This window comes from Bacillus sp. KS1 (assembly GCF_020075515.1).
GTDB lineage: Bacteria > Bacillota > Bacilli > Bacillales > Bacillaceae > Bacillus > Bacillus velezensis.
The window spans coordinates 75,156-97,267 of the sequence record NZ_JACAWW010000004.1; the positions used below are offsets into that span (position 1 = coordinate 75,156).

A 22,112-nucleotide genomic window follows, 5' to 3' on the forward strand; every position below is an offset into this window, starting at 1 on the left:
GAAGCAGACCAATCTGGCGGTTCTGCTGTTTTTTCAACGGTTTTCCGACAAACCGGCAAGGACTATAGTCCCTGACGTCGCAATTTCAAAACAGAATGGGCGAACAGCGTCGCATAACCACCGACAAACACCGAAAAGACCGCAACCCCCGCATTGTGGTCTTTTTGCTTGTCATAACTCGTTATCACGCCGCCTATACTCATGTATAACGAATGTTTTCTCAGGAAGGAGGCCGCCGTATGCATTATGTGTATCCATGCTGCCCTGTTTTCACCGCGCCATACCGGCATCCTGCGCCCAGTCCCCCGGTTCACGCAGATATTTTGACAGCGTCCGCAAAAGAAGCTGCGGGCATGCTGGAGGATGCGCGCCTGCTCCTTGCGCGGCTGTCGGCGTCAAAAGAGCTTGCGCGCCGCATCCTCACCGCAGCGCAATCATCTGACACCGCAGCGGTCAAGCGGCTCATTAAGCAGACCGGCATCAAAAATGACTTTGACGTGACGTATAATCCCGACGGCATCCGTGTCAGTCTGGTCAGAGAGCAAAGCCGGTTTATCATCGCCCTCAGGTGGTCGGCTTAAAGCGGCTCAATCCACGATCAGCTGCCGGCACCATTCGATCGCCTGTAGGTAACATTCATACGCTTCTTCTTTGTTCAGTTCTTTTCCCCACTCATCACAGTCCCAGTTGTTGCATTCAATGGCTTTGACAAGCGCGAGCATCTTATAATAATCGTTTTCATAACCGAGCAGCGCCTGTCCGACTTCATCGATTAAAGGCAGTTCTTTGATGATATCCTCCAGCTCCCTGTGGAGAAGCGTATCGATGAGCGAAAACATGCCGATCAGCATGTAAGAAGAGGGCTGGGGCCTTCCGGTTCTTTTCGCCAGCAGTTCGCACAGCTTGGCCCTGATTAAGGAAATCTTAATGATTTCTTTTTGGCTTGAGTGGCTTTTCGCCGTTAAATCTCTGAATGAAAGAATGTAAATCAAGCGCTTAATCTCATTCAGCCCGAGCATCATGATGGCCTGCTGGATGCTGTCTATCTTTTTTTTCAGCCTTGTTTGCGATCCGTTTAAAAAACGCAGAATCTGATACGATAAGCTGACGTCCCGCTCTATGTATTCCGTCACGCGCTGTATATTGGGCTGGTCATTGTTTAATTCGCTTAAAAGCTGGTAGTAAGAATGAAAATGAAACGTCAGATCATTTCCGCTGATGACACGCGGTTCACTGAAAAAATATCCTTGAAACAGGTGAAAGCCGTCTATGGCCGCCTGTTTATAATCTTTTCTCGTCTCCACTTTCTCCGCTAAATAAATCAGACTTTTACAGCTGTACGTCTGAATGATTTTTTTGCGCTCCAGACGCGAGGATTGCAAAAAGTCGATTTTTAAAATATCAATATATTTCATCAGCTGTTCCACTAACTCTTCATTTTCCGGATTGATGGCGTAAAAATCATCAAGTGCTAATGTATATCCTAATTTCTTCAGCTGTCTGCATCTTGAGATGAGTGCCGGAGTGATCGGTATGTCCTCAAGAATTTCGATAATAAGCTGGTCAGGATCAAAGGAGGTAGGGAGATCTGAAAACATCAGGCTTTCTGTAAAATTCACAAAGCAGCGTTTCCCCTCAGTCAGCTTTTCGATTCCGATGTTGATAAAGCTGTTAATAATGAGATCCGTCGTAGCTTTATCTCCGTCAGCGGCCGAATAACGGTTCTCTTCGCTCTCCCGGTAAAGAAGTTCATAAGCAACAACCTGTTCGTTTCTGTTGAAGATAGGCTGTCTCGCAACAAACACCTTCATTCATTTACCCCCTTAGATGCGGCCTTCGAACATAAGTATATCAAATAACTTGTTGAAATTTGTCTAAATGTGAAAAATATTATCACAACAAAAAGGCCTTTCCAGAGAAAGGAAAGGCCGCTTTGTCTTCTATTCAAGTTCCCGTTTCAGCTCGCTTTTGATTTCATGAATCCGCTGCATCTTGTTGCTCCAGCAGTCTTCGCTTAAATCGACCGGATATTCTTCCGGCTTGCTGATCCGTTTGTATTCCTCCCACAGAAGTTTGAGGTTATCCTGCACGTATTGCTGGATGTCGGTAATTTCGGGATTATCATAGCATAAAACGCCGTTTTCAAAGATCGGCTCATGCAAGTCTTTCGCATAGAAGTCAGTGACGAATTTGCTGACGAACGTGTGGACGGGATGGAACATTTTTAAGCGTTTCTGATCATTTACCCGCTCGTCATAAAGCGCGATATAATCACCTTCCGAGTGGTGATTCAGCTTGTTGATAATCCGGTATACTCTCTTTCTTCCCGGCGTTGTCACTTTTTCAGGGTTTGACGAAATTTTAATGGTGTCGGTCAGTTTGCCGTCCTCTTCAATGGCGACAAGCTTGTAAACCGCGCCGAGAGCCGGCTGATCGTATGCGGTAATCAGCTTCGTGCCGATGCCCCACGTATCGATTTTCGCTCCTTGCGATTTCAGGTTTAATATCGTGTGCTCGTCAAGATCGCTTGAAGCAATGACCTTTGCGTCTGTGAAACCCGCTTCATCAAGCATTTCACGCGCTTTTTTTGACAGGTACGCCAAGTCCCCGCTGTCCAGGCGGATGCCGATGAAGTTGATCCGATCGCCGAATTCCTTTGCTACTTTAATCGCATTCGGCATACCCGAACGGATCGTATCGTACGTATCTACGAGAAACACGCAGTCTTTGTGGGTCTCCGCATATTTCTTAAATGCCGTATATTCATCGCGGTACGCTTGTACGAGCGCATGAGCGTGCGTGCCGGATACGGGTATATTAAAACGCTTTCCGGCTCTTACATTACTCGTCGCGCTGAAGCCGCCGATCAGAGCCGCTCTCGCTCCCCACATAGCCGCATCCATTTCATGGGCGCGCCGCGTTCCGAATTCGAGGGCGTCTTCGTCACCGACAACGCCTTTAATGCGGGCCGCTTTCGTGGCGATTAATGTTTGGTAATTCACAATGTTAAGCAGAGCCGTCTCAATCAGCTGGGCTTCGATCAGGGGCGCTTCGACCCGCATAATCGGTTCGTTGTTAAAAACGAGCTCGCCTTCTTTCATGCTGTAAAGAGATCCGGTAAAAGAAAGATCCCGTAAATAATCAATGAAATCATCAGCATAGTGCAATTCCGTTTTTAAATAATTCAGATCGCTGTCGGTAAATTTGAAGTTCTCCAAGTATTCGATTGCTTTTTCTAAGCCCGCAAATACCGCATAGCCGTTTTCAAAGGGAAGCTTTCTGAAAAAAAGCTCAAAAATCGCTTTTTTCTCATGAATGCCGTCTCTCCAGTACGTTTCGGCCATATTAATTTGATAAAGATCTGTATGTAAAGACAAACTGTCGTCTTTAAAACCATGCTCCACCAAAATTATTTTCCCCTTCCTTACTCTGCCACTTGCGCTCCGATGCTGTTCTTAAAATGGGACAGGGCCCATTCATGCCCTTCCGGATTAAAGCTGGCCACAGCGTTTTGATGAATGACGATCTGAAAGCCCTTGTTGTAGGCGTCAACCGCCGTGTGAAGAACGCAGATGTCCGTGCACAGGCCCGCAAGATGCAGCTCAGTGATCTGCCGTTCCCGCAGTTTCAGCTCTAAATCCGTTCCCGCAAAAGCAGAATATCTCGTTTTTTCCATATAATTTACGTTTTTTGCGTGTTTATGTTTCTCATAAAGAGGCGATAGCCTTCCGTACAGCTCTTTGCCCTCCGTGCCGTTGATATTATGCGGAGGAAACAGGCGTGTCTCGGGATGAAAGTCATCGTCTGCATCATGCGAATCTACCGCAAAGACAACGTAATCACCGTTTTCTATAAATGCTTGCGTCAAACTGACAATCGTATCTTCAATCTGTCTCGCGGGTTCTCCGCAGGTTAATGCCCCGTTCTCAGCTGCAAAATCATTCGTATAATCAATGCATATAAATGCTTTTTTCATAGCCGGCCTCCCCGCCATTCATATGAAAACCATTATATCCTATCTCCACTTGTAAGTGAATTGGCATTGTAAAATAACAAACGGTGTTTTGCCCTTTTAAGATTTCAGGAGTGAGCGCTGAAAAATGCCATCCTGAACGTAAATGCCGTCAAGGTTCACGGCATAATCGGCGGCAAAAACCAGGCCGAGCGGCGTTTCGAATTGAAGGTCCGAAATGACGGAGCTTCGGACACCGGCAAGTGCGGCAAGCTTCATATATGGTGAATAAGCATGATACGGGAGCCTTCCGTTTATATAGAGCACCGCGTCTTTTCGGCTTTTCAGCGCCTGTTTCACTTCTTCATACGGCTGCTTTTGCAGCACCTGCCCCTTCGTCAGGGCAATGATGACTCTTTCACGGAGCGAGCCTAAAAATAAATGGCGTTCATCCGGTTTCGTCTGCAGAGGGCCGTACATCCCCTGCTGTAAATAAAGGTCAACCGTTTTGTCGCTCATCGGCCTGTCCCTCCTCAGCTTGTTTTACAATTATCTCCCCGGACGGGACGCGGTAAACCGCTTCGTTACATTTCAGCCACCCAATGGGAGATCTTGCCGGCGAGCTCTCCCGCGGGCTCTTCTTCAATCAGCTTGCTGAATGATTGTAAAAGCCGCTGCGCCAGCGCCTTTTTCTCTTCCTCATAGGAAATGATCGTGCTCCACTCAAGTTCCGGAACGGCTACAAGGGTATGCTGTTCTTTTTTATTTTCATGCAGATATACATCACCGATCATTCCGGACTGCACGGTAATATTCGCTTTTCTGATTTTCATAAAAAATTCCCCTTTTATAAAGACTGATTCTATTATACTACAAAAAAGCGACAGCCTCCTAAAAGGAGGCTGTCACGCGTTAAACCAATCAGGTTCGTCAAACACATCGATGTCTTCAAAGCGCGTTTTGCTGAATTTATTAGTGACTTTGACAAAATCTCCGGAATGAAACGCCCCTGCCCCCGCGCCTGAGTGGTCAACGGCTTTGGGAGAAATGGCAAACACGTCACCGAAGCTCGCCGCAGCGTCTCCGGCTAAACTCATAATATAAATCGGTCCCACAATTGCAGGCATACCCACACCTCCGCTTTTCTTTACAGCATTTTATGCGCTGCATCGGGAGTTGTGCCCGTTTTTATTTCGGCTTGCGGCTGTCTTCAATCTTTGACCGCTGACGAAGTTTGATAAGCCGGACGATATTTAAGACAAAAGCTTTTAAAACCGCGTAAACCGGCACGGCCAGAATCATTGCGAGAATGCCGCCGAAACTGCCCGCTCCGATAAGCAGAAGAATAATGGTGAGCGGGTGGGTATTGAGCCGTTTCCCGATGACAAGCGGAGAAAGCAGGTTCCCGTCAAGCTGCTGGACGACAACGACAACAATAACGGCAAACAGCGCCTTAGCCGGCGAATCCATAAACGCGATAATCACCGCGGGCGCCGCCCCGAGAAACGGTCCCAGGTACGGAATGATATTGGTGACGGCGATCACCATCCCGAGAATTAACGCATACTGCAGGCCGATGATCCAATATCCGATAAAGCATGCCGTTCCGACAAAGAGACAAATCAGCAGCTGGCCTTGGAAATAGGCGGCCAATGTGACATATAAGTCATTAAATATTTTCCGACCTTCCGCCCGATAGGAAGAAGGCAGGATTTTGACTGCCAAGAGCGGAAACCGCCGGCCGTCCTTCAGCATATAAAACAAAATGAACGGAACGGTGATCACGACAAGCGTGATATTCGTAACGACGCCGAACACGGCCGACAGGCTTGCCGTAATATTTTGCGGAAGTCTTTGTAAAAATCCCGTCAGAGACTGCTGGATTTTTTCTATCGACACATAATCCTGCGTCATCATCCACGTAAACCATTTGGAATGGGATAATTGCGCCGTCAAGACTTGAATCTGATGAATGTAATCAGGGAAATTGTTAATCAGCCCCGTGACCTGGGAAGCCACAATCGGTCCGATGGCGGTGAACATAAAGGCAATCAGGCCGATGAAAACGAGATAAATGAGCAGGATCGCCAATGTCCGGGGGATTTTTTTCTCAAGCAGGCGCACGATCGGATTAAAAATGAAAAACAAAATGCCCGAAATCAAAATCGGAAAAAACAGAGTGGTGATAAAACCGAAAAACGGCTGAAAAATAAACGAGACTTTCGTTGATACGTAAATAATGAGCAAAACGAGCAAAATTTGCAGCGTCCAAAAATGGACCTTTGATTTCAACAAGCGGTTTCCTCCTATTGTCATGTGAACTTGTACTGTGATTGTACCAAAAAAAGCCGCCGTGCATCTATGTATCTCAAAAAGAAGACGCACCGGGGTTCTATAGGGCCGCCTCCGGTTTGCGCCTTATTCGTGCTGTTACACGCGTTCGGTATAATCAGGCATGACGGAAACTACATGACGGTTTCTGATATAAAATACACGGTCATGCGTTTCTTCAATGGCGATGTGATCTGGAGTGGCATCAATCAGCCGTCCTCTGATAATGCGTCTGACGGTTTGAATGATAAACCTTGAGCCGATAAGCTTATGGATGGTCTGATAAACGTAAGGATCCACTAACGAGACGATTTGCGGGCTTCCTTGATGGGCCATTTTCGCTGATCCCCTTTACTATGTTTTCCTTCAGCATATGCAGCGGACAAAGGCTTTGACACAGTACGTCTATCGGAGCGGAAAAGGTGTTAGTGAGCATGCGGAGTTATGTAAGCGGAAAAGGCCGCATGAGTGGCCTAGACTGAGCTTCTTATGGGATATTGGGCTTGGTCAATTAACTGATCAAGCTTTTGGATTTGTTTGAGCGCGGCCGTGTGATCCATTTGGCGGTAATGGTGATGCCCGCCGGGTTCTTCATCGAGTTCATCTGCTTGTTTCACGATTTGCTGGAGCGTATTCTTGTCCAGTTCGCCTTCAGGCAGATAGGAATCGGTGTGAAGCAGAATCGCCAGCGCAATGTCCTTCGCCGCTTTCGGTTCTTCACCGAGCCGGATGAGCAGCTTATGCGCCCGTTCCGCGCCTTTAATGGCATGGATATCGTTTCTTCTGTACTTTTCATAATCCCATTTGCCGTCTGTGTACCATTCATAATGGCCGACGTCATGCAGTAAAGCCGCTTTCGCCGCAAGATCCGGGCTGACACCTGCTTTTACGGCAAGACGGTATGCATGAAACGCGCAGGCAATCGCATGGGCGACACCGGAACGCTGTAAATACTTTTGTGCGATTGGATGGGTGAAGACATCCATTAACGTTACATTTCTCATGGAAACCCCTCCTTCATATATTTTTAGAATCCTAACATAAATCGAGAAGAAACTCAATTCATCTGATACATTTCTTATACCCCTTATACGTTGTTTCATTCATCATATGCCGCCGGACCCCGAAGTGATTGTACAAACAAAAAAGAGCAGCGTGAACGCTGCTCTACAAAAATTCTTTGATATCGTATATCCGTCCGTTTTCCGGCTCGCCCGCGACCAGTGAGTGAATGACGCCGGCGATGTATTCAGGACTTCTGAGGTTTTTCGTTTCTTTCAGATTGCGGAACCGTTCGATGTCATGAAAATCTTCTTTTGACGAAGAACGGATGACAGCCTGCATGTCTGTATCCATCACTCCCGGCGAGAATGAGATCATGCGGACCGGCAGTTCTTCATCTTCCTGTTCAAACCCGAATGTTCTCGTAAACATATCAAGCCCCGCTTTTGAGCTGCAATACGCGCTCCAGCCTTTATAAGGATTTTTCGCTGCGCCCGATGTGATGTTGACAATTGTTTTGCTGCCGCTGAACGCTTCGAAACGCTTTGTGAACATTTGGCTGAGCAAAACGGGCGCCGTCAGATTAAGGGTGTAATGACGGTTCAATTCTTCGGCGGAAGCCTCTTTCGCCCGCTTGATCGGTTCCACCATTCCGGCATTGTTGATCAGTGTGACAGCGGAGTACCCCTTCTCCTCTGCTTGATCAAGAATCGCCTTCATCTGCCGCCCGGTATCTGCCAGATCGGTTAAATCAACACTGTATTCTGTCAGCCCCTCGCGCTTTTCCCCGCTTATCGTTCTTGAAAGCGCGGCGACTTCGGCTCCTTCTTGAAGCGCCTGTTCCGTAAGCGCCCGGCCCAAGCCTTTTGACGCGCCTGTTATAAGAAAAAACTGCATGAAACTCCTCCTTTTTTTCTTATTTTACGGGCTGTCTTCCCGCAAACACAAGCGATTCGTTTACCGCTTTGCCTTTTCCTGCGCCGTGACTTTCGGGATCAGATAGATCATCGCCGCAATCCCGAGGAGGATCAAGACGGCATAAATGACAGGAAGCAGATAAGAAGTCTTTTTCTCTTCCGTTTCCATATCTGCCGAGGTACGCCTCACCGCAGGCTCGGCAAATGTGATACCCAGTTTTTTCGATTGCGCTTTGATCGTATTCGGCTCCGTGTCTGACGATGTAAACAAATTTGATATCAGTTTGTCATCCGGGTTTTCGGCCGGCTGATCAAAGGTAATATCCTTCTGTTCTTTCGGAAGCGCCGTTTTTTCCTCGGAGTAGGCATCGTCGTGCAGGTAATCCGTACGAATTTCAATGTCTTTCTTTTCATATTCATTCGGCTTGACATCAGTATTTTCCTCATTCGCGGCTGCGGCTTGGGGAAGGAAAAGGAAAAAGGAGAGAGCAAACAGCAGCAATCCTTTTTCCATGATTGTGTTACGCCTCATAAGACTGATCACTTTCCTCCGTTTTTTCCGCAAACAGCCGAATGACGAGCGGAAGCGCCGCCGCAATCAGCGTAATGATCGCAAGAACCGTTACCCCCATCGCAAACAGATGGCCCGTTCCGTATTGAATATCGATATAGACTTTCGAAACCGGACTGTCAAAGGTGAAGTTCGGCATAATCAGGTCGATCAAAGGCGCCACATAAAAGAGAATGAGCGCGGATGATGCAATCCATCCGGTAATCGAGCTGAAGACAAAGGCTGCCCGGATAAAAGCAGAACTCGCCGCAAGCAAGAGAATCGTAAAGACTGACCATTTAATCGTCTGATCGTCCGGAAGCGAGTAGATATTCAGACCGAACAGACTGATCATCAATCCGACCATAATGTTTAAAATCCCAAAGAGCGCGCCTTTGACAAGAAGCGGCGCCTGCTGATAATACGAGCTGAAATAGCCGATCAGAAGACTGCTGATCAGAACGATTACCAAAATGACGACCGGCGGAACATTCTGAACCCGATCTTCCGGCACCTCTCCGCTGATTTTAAGCGGGTTGGCGAGATAATCGTAAACGTAGCCGTTTTCCTGTCCGTCAACGAGCGCGTTCCCTAAAATGCCGTACACGTCATTTCTGATCAATTTCGTGGAATCGACGTTTTTGCCCCAGTTGCTGTTTAAGGTGTCCGCTTTTTGCTGGACGTCATTTACGCTTTGCTGCATATTGTCGGTATAGCTGATGATGCCGGACTGGCGTTCTGACAGATGGCCCATCGTGTCAGACATTTGCAGGACTTCGCGGCCGACGGTATCCTGAGCGCCGAGCGCCATCGTTCCGGTTAATCCGTCTCCGCTGAATGCGGCCGCTTCCTGCACAGCGCCTTCAGCCAGCTGATCGGATGCTTTCGCCGCGCTGTCTGAAATGCTGGCGAGCTCATCGAGCACTCCGGCTTGTTCATCTCTGATATAGGTACTGTAGTTATCCGAGAATTCGGTCATGCCTTTAATGAAATTGCTGATGTCTTCATCTGTCTGCATCTTGTTATTTTTAAGGTTTTCCCAGCTTGCCGTTTCCACCGGTTTGATGGCGAGAACGGTTTGAACTTCGCCTTGCTGGGCTTTCAGCACCCTGTTTTTCACATCAGGCAGCGAGCCCGCGTCAAGAGAGTGATAGAGTGTCGCCTCATACAGAGATAAATCATTATAGTAACTCATTAAATCTGATATCTTTTTTGTATTAATGTCAGCGGCAAATATCTGTTCAAGAGCAGATTTGCGGCCGCTATCCAATGACGGGTAGTTCAAAATGTTCTGTTCTGTTCTTACAATCATTCTGTAAATGGTATTGAAGTCCTGTTTTCTCTTTTCTTCCAATTCTTCTAGCTTTTTCTTTGCACGTTTTTTGACGTCATCAATCTGGTCTTGAAGGCCTTGGATTTCTTCATCAAGAGCATCGAGACGTTTTTTCAGTTCTTCATTATGAGTTTGCTGTTTTTCTTCCAGCTCTTTCTCAATTTGCTGAATCCGCTCTGCGGCTTGGTTCAGCCTTTCTTTTGCCTCAGATATGTCCGTGCCGCCGTCTCCTTCAGAATCGTTCGGATCGTCCGCCGGCTCATCAGCAGGCGGAGTGACGTTTTTAGCGGCAGTGGCGGTCTGGACGGTTTTTGGCTCCTGATCACCTGTGTTATCGGAAGCAGGCTGCTGATCTTTTGTGCCGTCTTCCGTTTTTCCGTCTTCTCCGGGATTCGTTCCGTTATTCGGATCGGTATCGCCGGAGTTTTCACCGTCATCACCTTGGCCCGGTTTTTCAGGGGCCGGATTTTCTTTTTCCGGTTCCTTTAATCCGTCAGAAATGTGATTGATTTCAGCGGAGATGCGCTTTAATTCGTCACGCTGATCGTCAAGGTCAATTTTCAAATCGCCGGGTTTTTCTTCTTCCGGTTTTTCTTCTTCTTTCGGTTCATCCGAGCCGTCATCCCCCGGGTCCTTTTCCGGAACGGTTAATGCCTGCCGATCCCTTTTCATAAGGGTTTGGATGCTGTTCAGTGTTTCAAATCTTGCTTGAGCTTTATATTGAGTCAAATAATTGTCCAGTAAATTGGATTGAATATTCGCCATCCCGCGTTCCTGATCAGGAACCTGCGCTTCTCTCACCTGTTGGGCGGCAAAAAGAGCCGATCCCGTCTGGTCAAGCTGTGTCTGCGCCCGGTTTATGTCTGAAGACAGCCCGCTCATCATCGTGCTGAACTGGTTGGCGGCCTGCTGTGCTTTAATGGCATTCAGTCCGGTTGTGATTTGCTTTTGATTTTGTTCCTGCGCGGCCATCAGCAGTTTTTTCTGATTTTCTTGATATTGTTTATAGCGCTCGACCGTATCGGCAAAGTCTTTGAGCGTGGTTTTGGCTTCATCTGCCGAGGTCAATTTTTCTTTTGCCGCGCCCTGCGCTTCATTCATTGATTTTTTCAGTTCGTCAATCAGGTCTTTTTGCCGCTTGATTTCACCTGCCAAGTCATTGGAGCTCGGCTTGTAAAAATTGTACATGACGTTTTGAAACTCTGATTCTTTATTGACGATCTTGTCAAAATCGCCTCGGACGTTGTTCACTTTTTGTGAGACGAAATTCCAATATAATGCCGACATTTTTTTATTCATTGATTTTTGGGCGTCTTCTAGCTCACGCTGCACCTTTTCTTTGTTGACGGCGTTCAGGTTGCTTTGAATATTGAATGTCAGCGTGGCTTTTTGCGGACGCTCCTTGTCATAGCTTAAGATATCTTTTGAAAAATCGGATGGAATGTAAACGACGGCGTCATACTTCTTAGCCGCCAGACCGTTTTCAGCCGCGCTCCTGTTGACAACCGTCCATGAATAATCCGGACGGCCGCCGAGAGCGGCCGCTACTTCTTTGCCGAAATGGACGGATTCCTCTTCCTCATTTTCATCTGTTTGTAAGCCCATGTCTTCATTCACGACTGCGATTTGGCGGGTGGCGTTGATTTTTTGTTTTCCCGGGTCATCGCCGATAAACCGGAAAAACAGCACCGGCAGCAGCAGAATGATGACGACCGCGGCTATTAATTTGATCAGGCTTTTTCGTTGTTCAGTCATCTGACGGCCTCCCTTTCCGCTGAACATAAAGGTATTTGGATTTTTTGCTCCTTCCCGTTTTCAACCAAATAGCCGAAGCCCGGCTGAATATCCGGTTCCTGCCTTTGGTAAGGCAGCGGAATGACATTTTGTTCGGATTTTTTCACAAGCAGCATCGCGTGGCGGATCTGTTTCATTTCCGTCGTTAAGGAATCATAGCCTTTTGAGAATTCGCTGTGATTGCCCGCCGGGATAAAACTGAAGCCCACATGCGCGTACGATTTCATAAACATCGCCAGCTTGTCCTGAATGGCGGTGTCGATCGTCTGCTGAAATCTTGTAATGCCGTCGGCCATTAACACAACCGGAGAGAAACTGAGTTTGTGCACATCGCCATTTTTGACGGCCTGCGCATACTGAGCTTCGCGCTCCGTGAAAATGGCTTCTGCCGTTTCGATCCACTGCCGGACGTCTTCTTTTGTATCCAGATAGCTGACCTTTGTTTCCTGCGCATACTGCGACAGTCCGCGGTCAATCGAGTCAAACAGCCCGACCCGTTCCGTACCTTCACGCAGCAGGTGATTCAGCATCACTTTCAGGATGTTTGTTTTTCCACGCTGTGTCTGGCCCAAAATAAGACAATGTTTATTTTTACCCAGATCAAAGTACACAGGGCTGACCTTTTCCTCATGAAGCCCGACAGGAATGCGGAACGGTTCTTGATCCGGGCCGAGACGGAGTGAAAATTCGCCGGCCGTCAGCCTATCCGGAAGCATCGGAATCGGGTCTGGGCCGGCTGTTCCGGCGTGGCGCTCAGCTAAAGCTTTGACATCATCTTTCAGCGCCTGGAACATCTCGAGGTCATTTTCCGCTTCAGCCGGAAGAAACATTTGCGCGAAATACAGTTCTTCTTTTTGGATCATGACGCGGCCCGGGATCGGTTCGAGACTGAACGGCGGACGCCCGTAAATGGAGTATCCTTCTGACTGATCCATTAAATAATGGACGACTTTCGTTTTTATGTTGTTTAACAGCGACTGGCGGACGGCGTTCACCCTCGTTGCGGTCAGCAGGAAGTAAATGCCTAAGCTTTGCCCGTCGCGTGAAATCTGGATAAATTCCGTTTCTAATTCATGCATTTCATCTTTTACGATGTCGAAATTGTCAATTGTGATAAATATAAACGGCAGCTCTTCTTCACTGAGCGAATTGTACATTTTGATATGGCTGACTTCTTTTTCTCTGAACAGCCGTTTCCGCCGCTCGATTTCTTCCTTGATGCGGATCATGAATTTTTCGATCTTTCTCATTTGATCCATTAAGAAATAGTCTGCGGTGTGCGGAAGCTTTGCCAATGGCAAAAGCGTACCGTTTCCGAAATCAAAGATGTACATATGAAGCTCTTCCGGCGTGTATCCTTCCGCGAAGTTCATCAGGAAGGTGATGGCAGCCACTGACTTGCCGTAGCCGGATGAGCCGAAAATGCCGATGTTGCCGTCATCCATCATCGTATAAGCGAGAGGCGCCTGTCTTTGCTGATCAGGCTCATCCACGCAGGCGATGAAGAAGCGGTCTTTTTCCTGCGCGGGGTAAAGCGTGCGCGGGATACGTTCGGCAAGCGGCGGAAGCCACGGGCTCGGCAGCTTTTCAATGCCCATTTCATTTTGAATCCGCTCGATTTCTTCGACTACGGCTTCTATTTCTGCCGGGGCGTCTTTTTTCGCCGCATCATCCGCGTCCACCTCAGACAGCGGAATTAAGCCGGTGTCGGTAACGATGGCAATGTCATCCTCGGTGCCGTATACATCTTCCATGTAAGGGGCGCCGCTCCAGGCAGACTGGAACTGCTCATACACTTCGTTATTTCCGACTTGCAAGTAGCCGCGTCCGGTGACCGTAATATTCGCCGCATCACTGTTTTTCAGGATTTCTTTACTGTCACTTGCATCCTGCACTTTCAGCGCGACCTTAAAGCGTGAGTTGCTCCATATTTGGTCGTCAATGATGCCGCCCGGCTTTTGCGTGGCGAGAATTAAATGCACACCAAGGCTCCGTCCGATGCGGGCCGCGCTGACAAGCTCCCTGATAAAGTCAGGCTCTTCGCTTTTCAGCTCGGCGAATTCATCTGAAATCAAAAACAGGTGCGGCATCGGAATATCCGTTTCTCCCTGTTTATACAGCTTTGTATAGTCATTGATGTGATTGACGCGATATTGATCGAACAGCCGCTGCCGTTTTTTCAGCTCGCTTTTAATGGATGCAAGCGCCCTGATACTGAAGTTTCTGCTTCCTTCAATATTCGTGATGGTCCCGAGAAGGTGCGGCATTTTGCGGAACGGCTGCGCCATTCCTCCGCCCTTATAGTCAATCAGCAAAAACGCCGCTTCATGCGGGTGAAAGTGAACTGCCAATGACAAGATGTACGTTTGCAGAAATTCACTTTTCCCGGAGCCGGTCGTTCCCGCCAGCAATCCGTGCGGCCCGTGCGCTTTTTCATGCAGGTTTAAATAGACGATGTCGTCTTTTCCTTTATAGCCGATCGGAACAGCCAGCGATTTTGCAGACTCACTTGTCTCCCACTTCTGCCTGATGCCGATTTCTTTTACTTCCTTCGCATGAAACAGCTCCAGAAATGAGACCGTTTCAGGAATGGAATTCGTCATTCCGACCTGATGGTGCAATGTCCGAAGCGTCCGGGAAAACCGCTCGTTGTTTTTCCGTTCGTGCCTGTCCAGCTTAAACGGGATCTGCACCGCTTTTTTCTGCTGAATGAGAATGTCTCCCTCATCTTCATTAATGTAGCGGACGAGGGTGTGAATGTTTTCTGCCAGGCTTTCCTTCGTTTCCGCGGCGATGATTGCCGAGATGCCGAGATGCTCATGCCGGCCTTCGATGTATTCTAAAATGACGTGCTCTGCGATCAGCTGCTGATTTGTGATGACAAAGACAAAATGCGGCTGGAAGATCTTTTTTTCTTTATCTTCTTCCAAATCCCGCTCCCGCAGCAGCTCATAAATGGACGATAACAATTGATCGCGGGTCTGTTCATTGTAAATAAATCCTTTCGCATACATATGAGGCAGCTGAAATTGCGGCAGCCACTTCATCCATTCCCATTCCTTATATTCGTCCTCATGAAAGATAAAGACAAATCGCAGGTCATGGTAGCTGTTGAAGAACGCGAGCTGGCCGATCAGCTGGTGAATTTCATTTTTGACGATCTGAGGTTTCCCGACAAGCCCCATCGGCCCTTCTTGTAAATCAACGGTCACGGGCGCATGACGGATATCTTTATACACACGCTGCATGTGCTGCGACTGCTCCATCAAGTCATCTACATCACGGTTCGCCAGGTCTCCGCCGCTCATTGAAATCTCGTAGCTTGCCGGGACCGTGCCCGTTCCGAGCCGAAGCATCAGAAAATCCCTGCTTTCCAGCGATTTCTCCCAAATGCGGCCGCTGATTTCAGAGGTTAAATATTTCATTTTTTCAAACGGGGGAAAATGATGCGTCAGCACTTGCAGCTGTTTTTCCGACAGCGCCTGAAGCTCTTTCCGTTTGTTTTCTAAATACTGCTTGTACACACGCTCCCGCTTCTCCTCCCGTTTTTTCCGCTGGTTTTTTTCACGGAAATACTGCACGGTGGAGGTAATGAGAGTCATCATAAACATCGCCAAAGAGACTAGGATGAATATGCCCCTCGGCTGTATAATGGCGACAACCCCCATTACAATCAGCATGACCAAAGGAGGCAGAATGACGAGCCACAGCCCCCGGTTATTCTGTTCGCTTTCCTGCGAGGGAAAGCTGAATGAAACGCGGTCTTCTGGAAGATCGTAGACCATGCGCGGCGTTCTTCGATATAGCGGGTATTTCTTTTTCGTTTCGGTGCTTGGTTTTACCGTTTTGGTTAAACCGGTTTGAAGCTTTTCGTGATGAACGACTTCTAAAAGGTCGTCCTCCATCAGCCTCACACGCAGAAAATTCCACAGCAGCTCATCTCCCGTCCGGAGCCTTTCGGGAGCTTCTGCAAGCTTTCCGTTCACATAAACGCCCTGGCCATCAGGGACGACAGACCAGCATCCTCCCGACTTTCGCAGATAAAAAGCCCCTGTTTGAGCGGAGGACGGCTCTTTGTATATATCCGCTTCCTCTGTTTCTGATGAGAAAACGATCTCATCCTTCCCGCCGATAAAATAAACGGAGGATTCTTCTTTGTCAGGGGTGAGCAGAAGCCGCATCGTCTCTTCTTCAATCCGGCAGGGCATTTCATTTCCTATTGTCAATTCGCCGGCACAGTTATTTCCCAGGAAAACATCATAACGATCTGTTTCTTTTCGATAAAGGGTTGCGGCGTTTTGCCGTAACGGAAGTGTGCCGACCGTGATTGTATCTTTCATATCCGGACCGATCGTAATCGGCTGAGACGGCGGGAGTTCAGACAGCTGAATCTTTTGTACGTGCTCTCGGTAAAAGACCCATAACAGACTCATATGGCGAACCTCCTGACAGCCTGATCGTTACCTGCGGCCATTTGATGTGTGCTGTTATTTTTTTTCATCTTTTTTCTCATCTTTCTTGTCGTTCTCTTTGTTATCTTTCGCTTTGTCTTGTTTGCTTTCATCCTGTCCGGCGGAAGCTTCGGCGGTGTCACCGTTTTCCTCCGCATCTTTATGCTGCTCCTCCGCCTCTTTTTTCGCCTTCGCAAGCTCGCTTTCCACGGCGTCCAGTTCTTTCTGCTTTTCGTCGTCTTTCATACTGTCATCCGCTAATAATTGCTGTTTATATTTTGTAAGTCCGAGCCAGATGTACGGGTTGTACTCAAGATTGCGGCCGATTTTGATGGCTTCTTCATTTTCCCCTCTGCCGATATCAATCCAATAAAGGAAGTGCTTCGGGTCTGATTGCAGCGTCACCAGATTCCCGATGTTTTTCCGCTGCTCTTCCCTCAGATTTTCAACTGCCACATAAGAGGAAGCAAGCTCGTACTGGACAGATTCCGGGAGGCTTTCCGCATCGTATTTAGCGAGTGTGTCAATGACTTTGCTGTACTGCTGATTTAAAAAATAGCGGTTGCTTTCTGTAATTGCCTCTTGCTTTGGCTGGGCGAAAAACAGAACGTATAAGGAGTAAAGAAGTGTCGGCACAAGGAGGACGGCAAGCGCCAGACCGGCGTATCTTTGGATTTTCCATTTCTTTTTCGGCAGTTTTATGTATGTCTTGTCCCTTTCTTCGAGGGAATGAATTGCGGTTTGAATGGTTTCTTCCAGTTCTTCAATCGTCTCCGCCTCTAGCACGCTTTTCACCTCAGGAGAGAAGTGAAGCGTCTCCTTGTACTTCAAATATTCATCGAAGGTGTACGCCCCGTCAGCTGCAAGCGCCGCACAGGCTTTAAGCTCTTTTAACACCCTTTCTCTATCTTCCTCATAAGGCGGAAGGCTCTCCTTTACGCCGTAATGAAGAAAGTAAGGCGTCAGCGCTTTATCAAACACGATATTTTCAGGGGCGGCAATCAGATTGAGACGTTTCAGCTTATGCTGTTTCACGGCTTGGACGAGACGGTAGGCAAATTGCCACCTGCTTTTTTTATCTTTTCCTTTTATATAGCGGAAAGCCTGATAAGAAGAAGGAGGTTTAATTGTGATGGTTACTTCGTCTTCTGAAACTGAGACCTCTTTTTGAAAAAAAGGATCAGCATCTTTAATCACGTTTGCTTCCAGCCCGTCAAGAAGCTTGATTTTTTCCCGCTGGAAGGTGAACGTGAAGCCTGATTCGGTTTCTTCCCGGACGGCGTCTAATTCTGTTTCTAAATAAGATCTGTTATGATCTGTCATTCCACCATGTCCTTTCATAAAATTTCAAGGCGGTCTCCGTTCGTAATGCCGCAGTCAGATAGCTTTTGTTCTCCGGAAAAAACCGCTTCTTTATTGACCACTCTGATCCAATAGCCTTCACGCGGCGGAACGGATACATGCTGAGCCTGCCGGGCAATATCGATGACTTTTTTCACAGAATGGTAATCTGACAATCTGAGATCGAAGACGCTGCCGTTATAATGTGTTAAATCTATTGTAATATCGATATACATATTCATATCACCCTTACATAGAAAGAGCGCCGTCTTCTTGATTGAATCAGGCGCTCCGTTTCTTCATTCATCTTATTATCCGCGAATTTGGTTAGCGATATCTTGGTCAGTAGACTCAAGCGTATTTGCCGTTTGATCGAGCTGATGATTCACATCTTGAAGCAATTCAGACATTTTAATAAATGAAGGTTTCAGCTGCTCATATTGATCTGCAAATGCTTCACTTGAAGCACCTTCCCACATGCTTTTCAAATCAGAAATCATGCGGTTCAGGCGGTCAACCTGATTCATGACTTCCTGACTTTCAACGCCATATTGCTTAGCCATCGCTCTTAGCTCTTCGGGTGTGACACGAATTAATCCAGACATATTCCTTATACCCTCCTGTGTCATCAGCCTAAATATGGGCTAATTCACTTATTTTTTGAACGTCATTATTATAAAAACAACCATTCGGTACAGTCAAACAAATCTGTTTTAATTTTACAAAATGAGTCTTATGATATATTGGATTTTTCGGTATATTTACACATTTTGTAAATGTAGTAGTATGATTTTCTTATTATTTTCGTTTTCATCGAATGATCTTATTGTCCTAGTCCATTTCCCTGCAAAGATGCCTTTCAGTCTGAAAAGCAAGATGGTAAGATCAAGATATGAAGCTATGAAAAAGTAGGGATACAGATGACCAATCCAAAGGATCCATTTAAGTACAGTTTCGACAGGCTTGAAGATGTTGCCGACCATATCAGTGAAGTTCTTCAATGCCCCATTACAATAGAAGACGTTAATCATAAACTGCTTGCATACAGCACGCACAGCGATTGTACAGATCCGGCCCGGACGTCGACGATTATCGGGCGGAGGGTGCCGGAGAAAGTCATCAACAAACTCTGGAAAGACGGAACCATTCCGGCTCTTTTAAAAACGGACCAGCCGATCAAAGTGAAAGAAATTGACGAGGTGGGACTAAGCAACCGCGTGGCGATTTCCATCTGGAAAAACAGTCAGGTTCTCGGATTTATTTGGGCGCTTGAGATCAAAAAAAAGCTCAATGACGAGGACCTGAAGACACTTCAGCTGGCAGCCAAAGCGGTGCGGAACAAACTTTTGCACCTGCAGATCCGCAAAACGAAAATCGAAGAGCGGGGCCAGGAGTTTTTTTGGAAAATGCTGACCGGCCATATTTATCAGGAAGCCGAGATGGCCGAAGGGTTTCATAAGCTCGGAATGGCGCTGCCGTCCGTGTTCAGCGTCATGATCATCCGTTTACATGATGAGCTGACTGAAAAGACGGAACAGCAGCTGCAATATTTGCAGGAAACGACACAGCAGATTCATGTCATGCTGGCGACTGTCGATTCAAATGAATTAATCTTATTAGCCGCGCCGAAAACCGATCAGCCTTTTAAAGATTTAAAGCACTTCGCCCTTCATATTCAAAAACAGCTGAAGGAACGATATAAAATTGAGGATGCGTCGATTGCGGTCGGCGGTATTTACGAATCGATTTCTTATGTTTACCGCTCCTATCAGGAAGCGCTTTCCGTATTAAAAGCGAAAGAGCGGTTTGTGAGAGAAACCAAACACCTTTTCAGCTTCTCGGAACTCGGCATTTATCAGTACCTGGATGTGTTGGATGAAAAACGCAAGCACAGCGGCTATATGAACTATTCCCTCTCAAAGCTTGAGCAGTATGACAGGGAGCACCAAGCCGATATGGTAAAAACGCTCGAACATTTTATTGATGCCGACAGCAACGTCAACACCGCCGCTAAAGCGCTTAACATCCATGTCAATACATTGAATTACAGGCTGAAAAGAATCAGCCAGATCGCAGAAATCGACTTAAAAAATGTGAATGAAAAGTTTACGATTTACCTTGATATCAAACTTCGCAGCATGGGTTCGTGAAATTTCACAAATCCGTGTTTTTTTATTTTCTGTTTCAAACAAAGAATTTTCGCAAAAATCGCGCTACACTTGAAGCATCACACAAACATTGGGGGAAACAGACATGATTATCGGGGTTCCAAAGGAAATCAAAAACAATGAAAATCGAGTGGCATTAACACCTGGAGGCGTTTCACAGCTTATCGGAAACGGCCATCGGGTTCTTGTGGAATCCGGAGCGGGACTCGGAAGCGGCTTTACAAATGAAGATTATGTATCAGCAGGGGCGGAAATTCTGGAGGACAGAAAGCAAGTATGGGATGCGGAAATGGTCATGAAGGTAAAAGAACCGCTGGCTGAAGAGTATGCGTATTTCCGTCAAGGTCTGGTCTTATTCACTTACCTTCATTTAGCTGCAGAGCCGGAATTAGCTAAAGCGCTTACAGAAAAAGGCGTGACAGCTATCGCGTACGAAACGGTAACGGACGGACGTTCCCTTCCGCTGCTTACGCCGATGTCCGAAGTGGCCGGCAGAATGGCCGCGCAAATCGGAGCTCAGTTTCTTGAAAAACCAAAGGGCGGAAAAGGAATTTTATTAGCCGGCGTACCGGGTGTATCCCGCGGAAAAGTCACGATCATCGGAGGGGGCGGCGTCGGAACAAATGCCGCGAAAATGGCTGTCGGACTCGGTGCCGATGTGACAATGATCGATTTGAACGCAGACCGCCTGCGTCAGCTTGATGATATTTTCGGGCATCAGATTAAAACCTTGATGTCAAACCCTGTAAATATCGCGGATTCCGTCGCGGAAGCGGATCTTCTAATCTGCGCCGTGCTCATCCCGGGAGCCAAAGCGCCGACTCTCGTTACGGAAGAAATGGTTAAACAAATGAAACCGGGTTCCGTCATTGTTGATGTTGCCATCGATCAGGGCGGCATTGTGGAAACCGTTGATCATATTACAACCCACGATAATCCGACTTACGAAAAACACGGCGTCGTTCACTACGCTGTCGCCAATATGCCGGGCGCCGTACCGCGTACGTCTACGCTCGCATTAACGAATGTAACCGTTCCTTACGCGCTTCAAATCGCCAATAAAGGCGCGGCACAAGCCATTGCAGACAGCCCTGCGCTTAAAGCGGGCTTAAATACGGCTAACGGACATGTCACGTATGAAGCGGTAGCCAAAGACTTAGGCTATGACTACGTGCCTGCTGAAAAAGCAATGCAAGGTTCGGCTGCAAAAGCTTAATAGATATGAAGAGGACAGCCTGATCAGCGGGCTGTCCTTTTTTCTTTCTCATAAAAGGAAAACCGGCCCCCTGTCTCGAATATCAATTCATATCCCGAAAGAAAAAGGAGGATTTTCATATGGCTGTTCAGCACTATGGTGTATTAAAAGGCACTGTGTCAGATATGAAAAGGGAAACAGATGATGATTCTCCGCATTTTCAAGTCGAGGTGCTAGGCGAGCCTGATACGCGCTATCGCTGTGCAATCAATGTCATGTCAAGTTCAAAAGAATCAGAGGTTCTTTATGCGGCACGCGATCATTTTGACGCAAGCGCGATCACCCTGCTGCCCAACATTCCGTATGGATATACCCCAATTGATGAAACCAGCCGTGAGCTGGCGCTGGATTATGTCCGCGGCGGATTGTTTGATCCCCGGAACATGGTGCCCCTCCCGCATGAAGTCACCGGTCCGGATAATGACTTAAATGACTTTATTGAGACGTACATGCAAAAAGCCAAATCAGAAAAAGCCACCGTATATATTTACGGCTCTAAATTCGGGCCGGAGCCGGGCGCTGATAAGATTTTCGGGTTCAAGCCGACAAACGGCATGCATAATATTCATATGAATCAGGGAAACCCAATTGATACACGCTGGAAGAAGGATAACGGAACGTGGCACGACGGCGGTATTTTAATCCAGTTTGCAGACCAGTGGGCCGCGGTCTTTTTGGCTTTTCTGTCTCAGTCATGGTGCACGGATGAAGAAGGCCACCCTTATACATTTTGTGATCATACACAGCTTAACGGCTGATGTCCGCATAAAAAGCCTGCCGAAATAACGGCAGGCTTTTCTTATTACATTTTAGCGGTTTCGCCCTGTTTCAGGCTTTCCGGCCTCATATCACGCCAGTTTGTTTCAATATATTCGAGACAAACGGGGCGGGTTTCATTCGTGAGGCGGGTTTCCCAGCCGTCCGGCACATCCAGATAGGCCGGCCACAGTGAGTACTGGCCTTCAGCATTGACGAGCACGTGGTATGAGCCGTCTTCCCGTTCAAATGGATTTGTCAT

The 22,112-nt window shown here is 47.4% G+C and carries 21 protein-coding genes; 4 read left to right on the forward strand and 17 right to left on the reverse strand.

Annotation, left to right across the window (positions count from 1 at the left end; genetic code table 11):
- Window positions 1-239 precede the first annotated feature (239 nt).
- Window positions 240-581, forward strand: a complete 342-nt coding sequence (locus HWY38_RS00740; protein WP_224181067.1) for a hypothetical protein — start codon at window positions 240-242, stop codon at window positions 579-581.
- A 6-nt stretch (window positions 582-587) separates the two neighbouring features.
- Here the strand turns inward: HWY38_RS00740 and HWY38_RS00745 are convergent, their stop codons facing one another.
- The 16 genes from HWY38_RS00745 to HWY38_RS00820 all read right to left on the reverse strand — a co-directional run bounded on the left by HWY38_RS00745 (window position 588) and on the right by HWY38_RS00820 (window position 18,276).
- Window positions 588-1,811, reverse strand: a complete 1,224-nt coding sequence (locus HWY38_RS00745; RefSeq protein WP_007613436.1) for an EAL and HDOD domain-containing protein — start codon at window positions 1,809-1,811, stop codon at window positions 588-590.
- Window positions 1,812-1,940: 129 nt separating this feature from the next.
- Entirely contained in the window at window positions 1,941-3,407 is a 1,467-nt protein-coding gene (locus HWY38_RS00750; protein ID WP_014418767.1) for a nicotinate phosphoribosyltransferase, read from the reverse strand.
- Between the two features lie 17 nt (window positions 3,408-3,424).
- Complete coding sequence (locus HWY38_RS00755) at window positions 3,425-3,976, reverse strand: cysteine hydrolase family protein (protein WP_003152033.1); 552 nt, start codon at window positions 3,974-3,976, stop codon at window positions 3,425-3,427.
- 96 nt (window positions 3,977-4,072) lie between these two features.
- Window positions 4,073-4,471: a YueI family protein gene (locus HWY38_RS00760; RefSeq protein ID WP_224181068.1), complete on the reverse strand. Its 399-nt coding sequence runs from the start codon at window positions 4,469-4,471 to the stop codon at window positions 4,073-4,075.
- 65 nt (window positions 4,472-4,536) lie between these two features.
- Complete coding sequence (locus HWY38_RS00765; protein WP_003152028.1) at window positions 4,537-4,785, reverse strand: YueH family protein; 249 nt, start codon at window positions 4,783-4,785, stop codon at window positions 4,537-4,539.
- 72 nt (window positions 4,786-4,857) lie between these two features.
- Window positions 4,858-5,079 carry a spore germination protein gene (locus HWY38_RS00770; RefSeq protein ID WP_007408682.1) on the reverse strand — a complete coding sequence of 74 codons (222 nt, stop codon included), beginning with the start codon at window positions 5,077-5,079 and terminating at the stop codon, window positions 4,858-4,860.
- A gap of 61 nt (window positions 5,080-5,140) precedes the next feature.
- Entirely contained in the window at window positions 5,141-6,247 is a 1,107-nt protein-coding gene (locus tag HWY38_RS00775; RefSeq protein WP_224181069.1) for an AI-2E family transporter, read from the reverse strand.
- Between the two features lie 135 nt (window positions 6,248-6,382).
- A complete protein-coding gene (locus HWY38_RS00780; RefSeq protein WP_014418770.1) occupies window positions 6,383-6,619 on the reverse strand; it encodes a DUF2642 domain-containing protein in 237 nt (78 codons plus the stop codon).
- A gap of 137 nt (window positions 6,620-6,756) precedes the next feature.
- A complete protein-coding gene (locus HWY38_RS00785; RefSeq protein WP_007613450.1) occupies window positions 6,757-7,287 on the reverse strand; it encodes an HD domain-containing protein in 531 nt (176 codons plus the stop codon).
- 163 nt (window positions 7,288-7,450) lie between these two features.
- Window positions 7,451-8,182 (reverse strand): (S)-benzoin forming benzil reductase, encoded by a 732-nt coding sequence (locus HWY38_RS00790; RefSeq protein WP_032876789.1) that lies wholly within the window; start codon window positions 8,180-8,182, stop codon window positions 7,451-7,453.
- A gap of 60 nt (window positions 8,183-8,242) precedes the next feature.
- A complete protein-coding gene (essA, locus tag HWY38_RS00795; RefSeq protein WP_014418771.1) occupies window positions 8,243-8,716 on the reverse strand; it encodes a type VII secretion protein EssA in 474 nt (157 codons plus the stop codon).
- A gap of 7 nt (window positions 8,717-8,723) precedes the next feature.
- Complete coding sequence (gene esaA, locus HWY38_RS00800; RefSeq protein WP_224181070.1) at window positions 8,724-11,840, reverse strand: type VII secretion protein EsaA; 3,117 nt, start codon at window positions 11,838-11,840, stop codon at window positions 8,724-8,726.
- Window positions 11,837-16,312, reverse strand: a complete 4,476-nt coding sequence (gene essC, locus HWY38_RS00805; RefSeq protein ID WP_224181071.1) for a type VII secretion protein EssC — start codon at window positions 16,310-16,312, stop codon at window positions 11,837-11,839. Before essC ends, esaA begins: the two co-directional genes overlap by 4 nt.
- 54 nt (window positions 16,313-16,366) lie before the next feature.
- On the reverse strand, window positions 16,367-17,653 hold the full coding sequence (gene essB, locus HWY38_RS00810) for a type VII secretion protein EssB (RefSeq protein ID WP_224181072.1): 1,287 nt from the start codon (window positions 17,651-17,653) through the stop codon (window positions 16,367-16,369).
- 14 nt (window positions 17,654-17,667) lie between these two features.
- The gene (locus tag HWY38_RS00815) at window positions 17,668-17,907 is read right to left on the reverse strand and encodes an EsaB/YukD family protein (RefSeq protein WP_007408690.1); all 240 of its coding nucleotides are present in this window, start codon (window positions 17,905-17,907) and stop codon (window positions 17,668-17,670) included.
- 75 nt (window positions 17,908-17,982) lie between these two features.
- A complete protein-coding gene (locus tag HWY38_RS00820) occupies window positions 17,983-18,276 on the reverse strand; it encodes a WXG100 family type VII secretion target (protein WP_015418116.1) in 294 nt (97 codons plus the stop codon).
- Window positions 18,277-18,591: 315 nt separating this feature from the next.
- Between HWY38_RS00820 and HWY38_RS00825 the strand changes: the two genes are divergently transcribed.
- The 3 genes from HWY38_RS00825 (at window position 18,592) to HWY38_RS00835 (ending at window position 21,852) form a co-directional block, all read left to right on the forward strand.
- On the forward strand, window positions 18,592-19,821 hold the full coding sequence (locus HWY38_RS00825) for a PucR family transcriptional regulator (RefSeq protein ID WP_014418775.1): 1,230 nt from the start codon (window positions 18,592-18,594) through the stop codon (window positions 19,819-19,821).
- A gap of 103 nt (window positions 19,822-19,924) precedes the next feature.
- Window positions 19,925-21,055, forward strand: a complete 1,131-nt coding sequence (gene ald / locus HWY38_RS00830) for an alanine dehydrogenase (protein ID WP_003152011.1) — start codon at window positions 19,925-19,927, stop codon at window positions 21,053-21,055.
- Window positions 21,056-21,174: 119 nt separating this feature from the next.
- The gene (locus HWY38_RS00835) at window positions 21,175-21,852 is read left to right on the forward strand and encodes a YukJ family protein (protein ID WP_015418117.1); all 678 of its coding nucleotides are present in this window, start codon (window positions 21,175-21,177) and stop codon (window positions 21,850-21,852) included.
- A gap of 44 nt (window positions 21,853-21,896) precedes the next feature.
- Here the strand turns inward: HWY38_RS00835 and HWY38_RS00840 are convergent, their stop codons facing one another.
- Complete coding sequence (locus HWY38_RS00840; protein WP_224181073.1) at window positions 21,897-22,112, reverse strand: MbtH family protein; 216 nt, start codon at window positions 22,110-22,112, stop codon at window positions 21,897-21,899.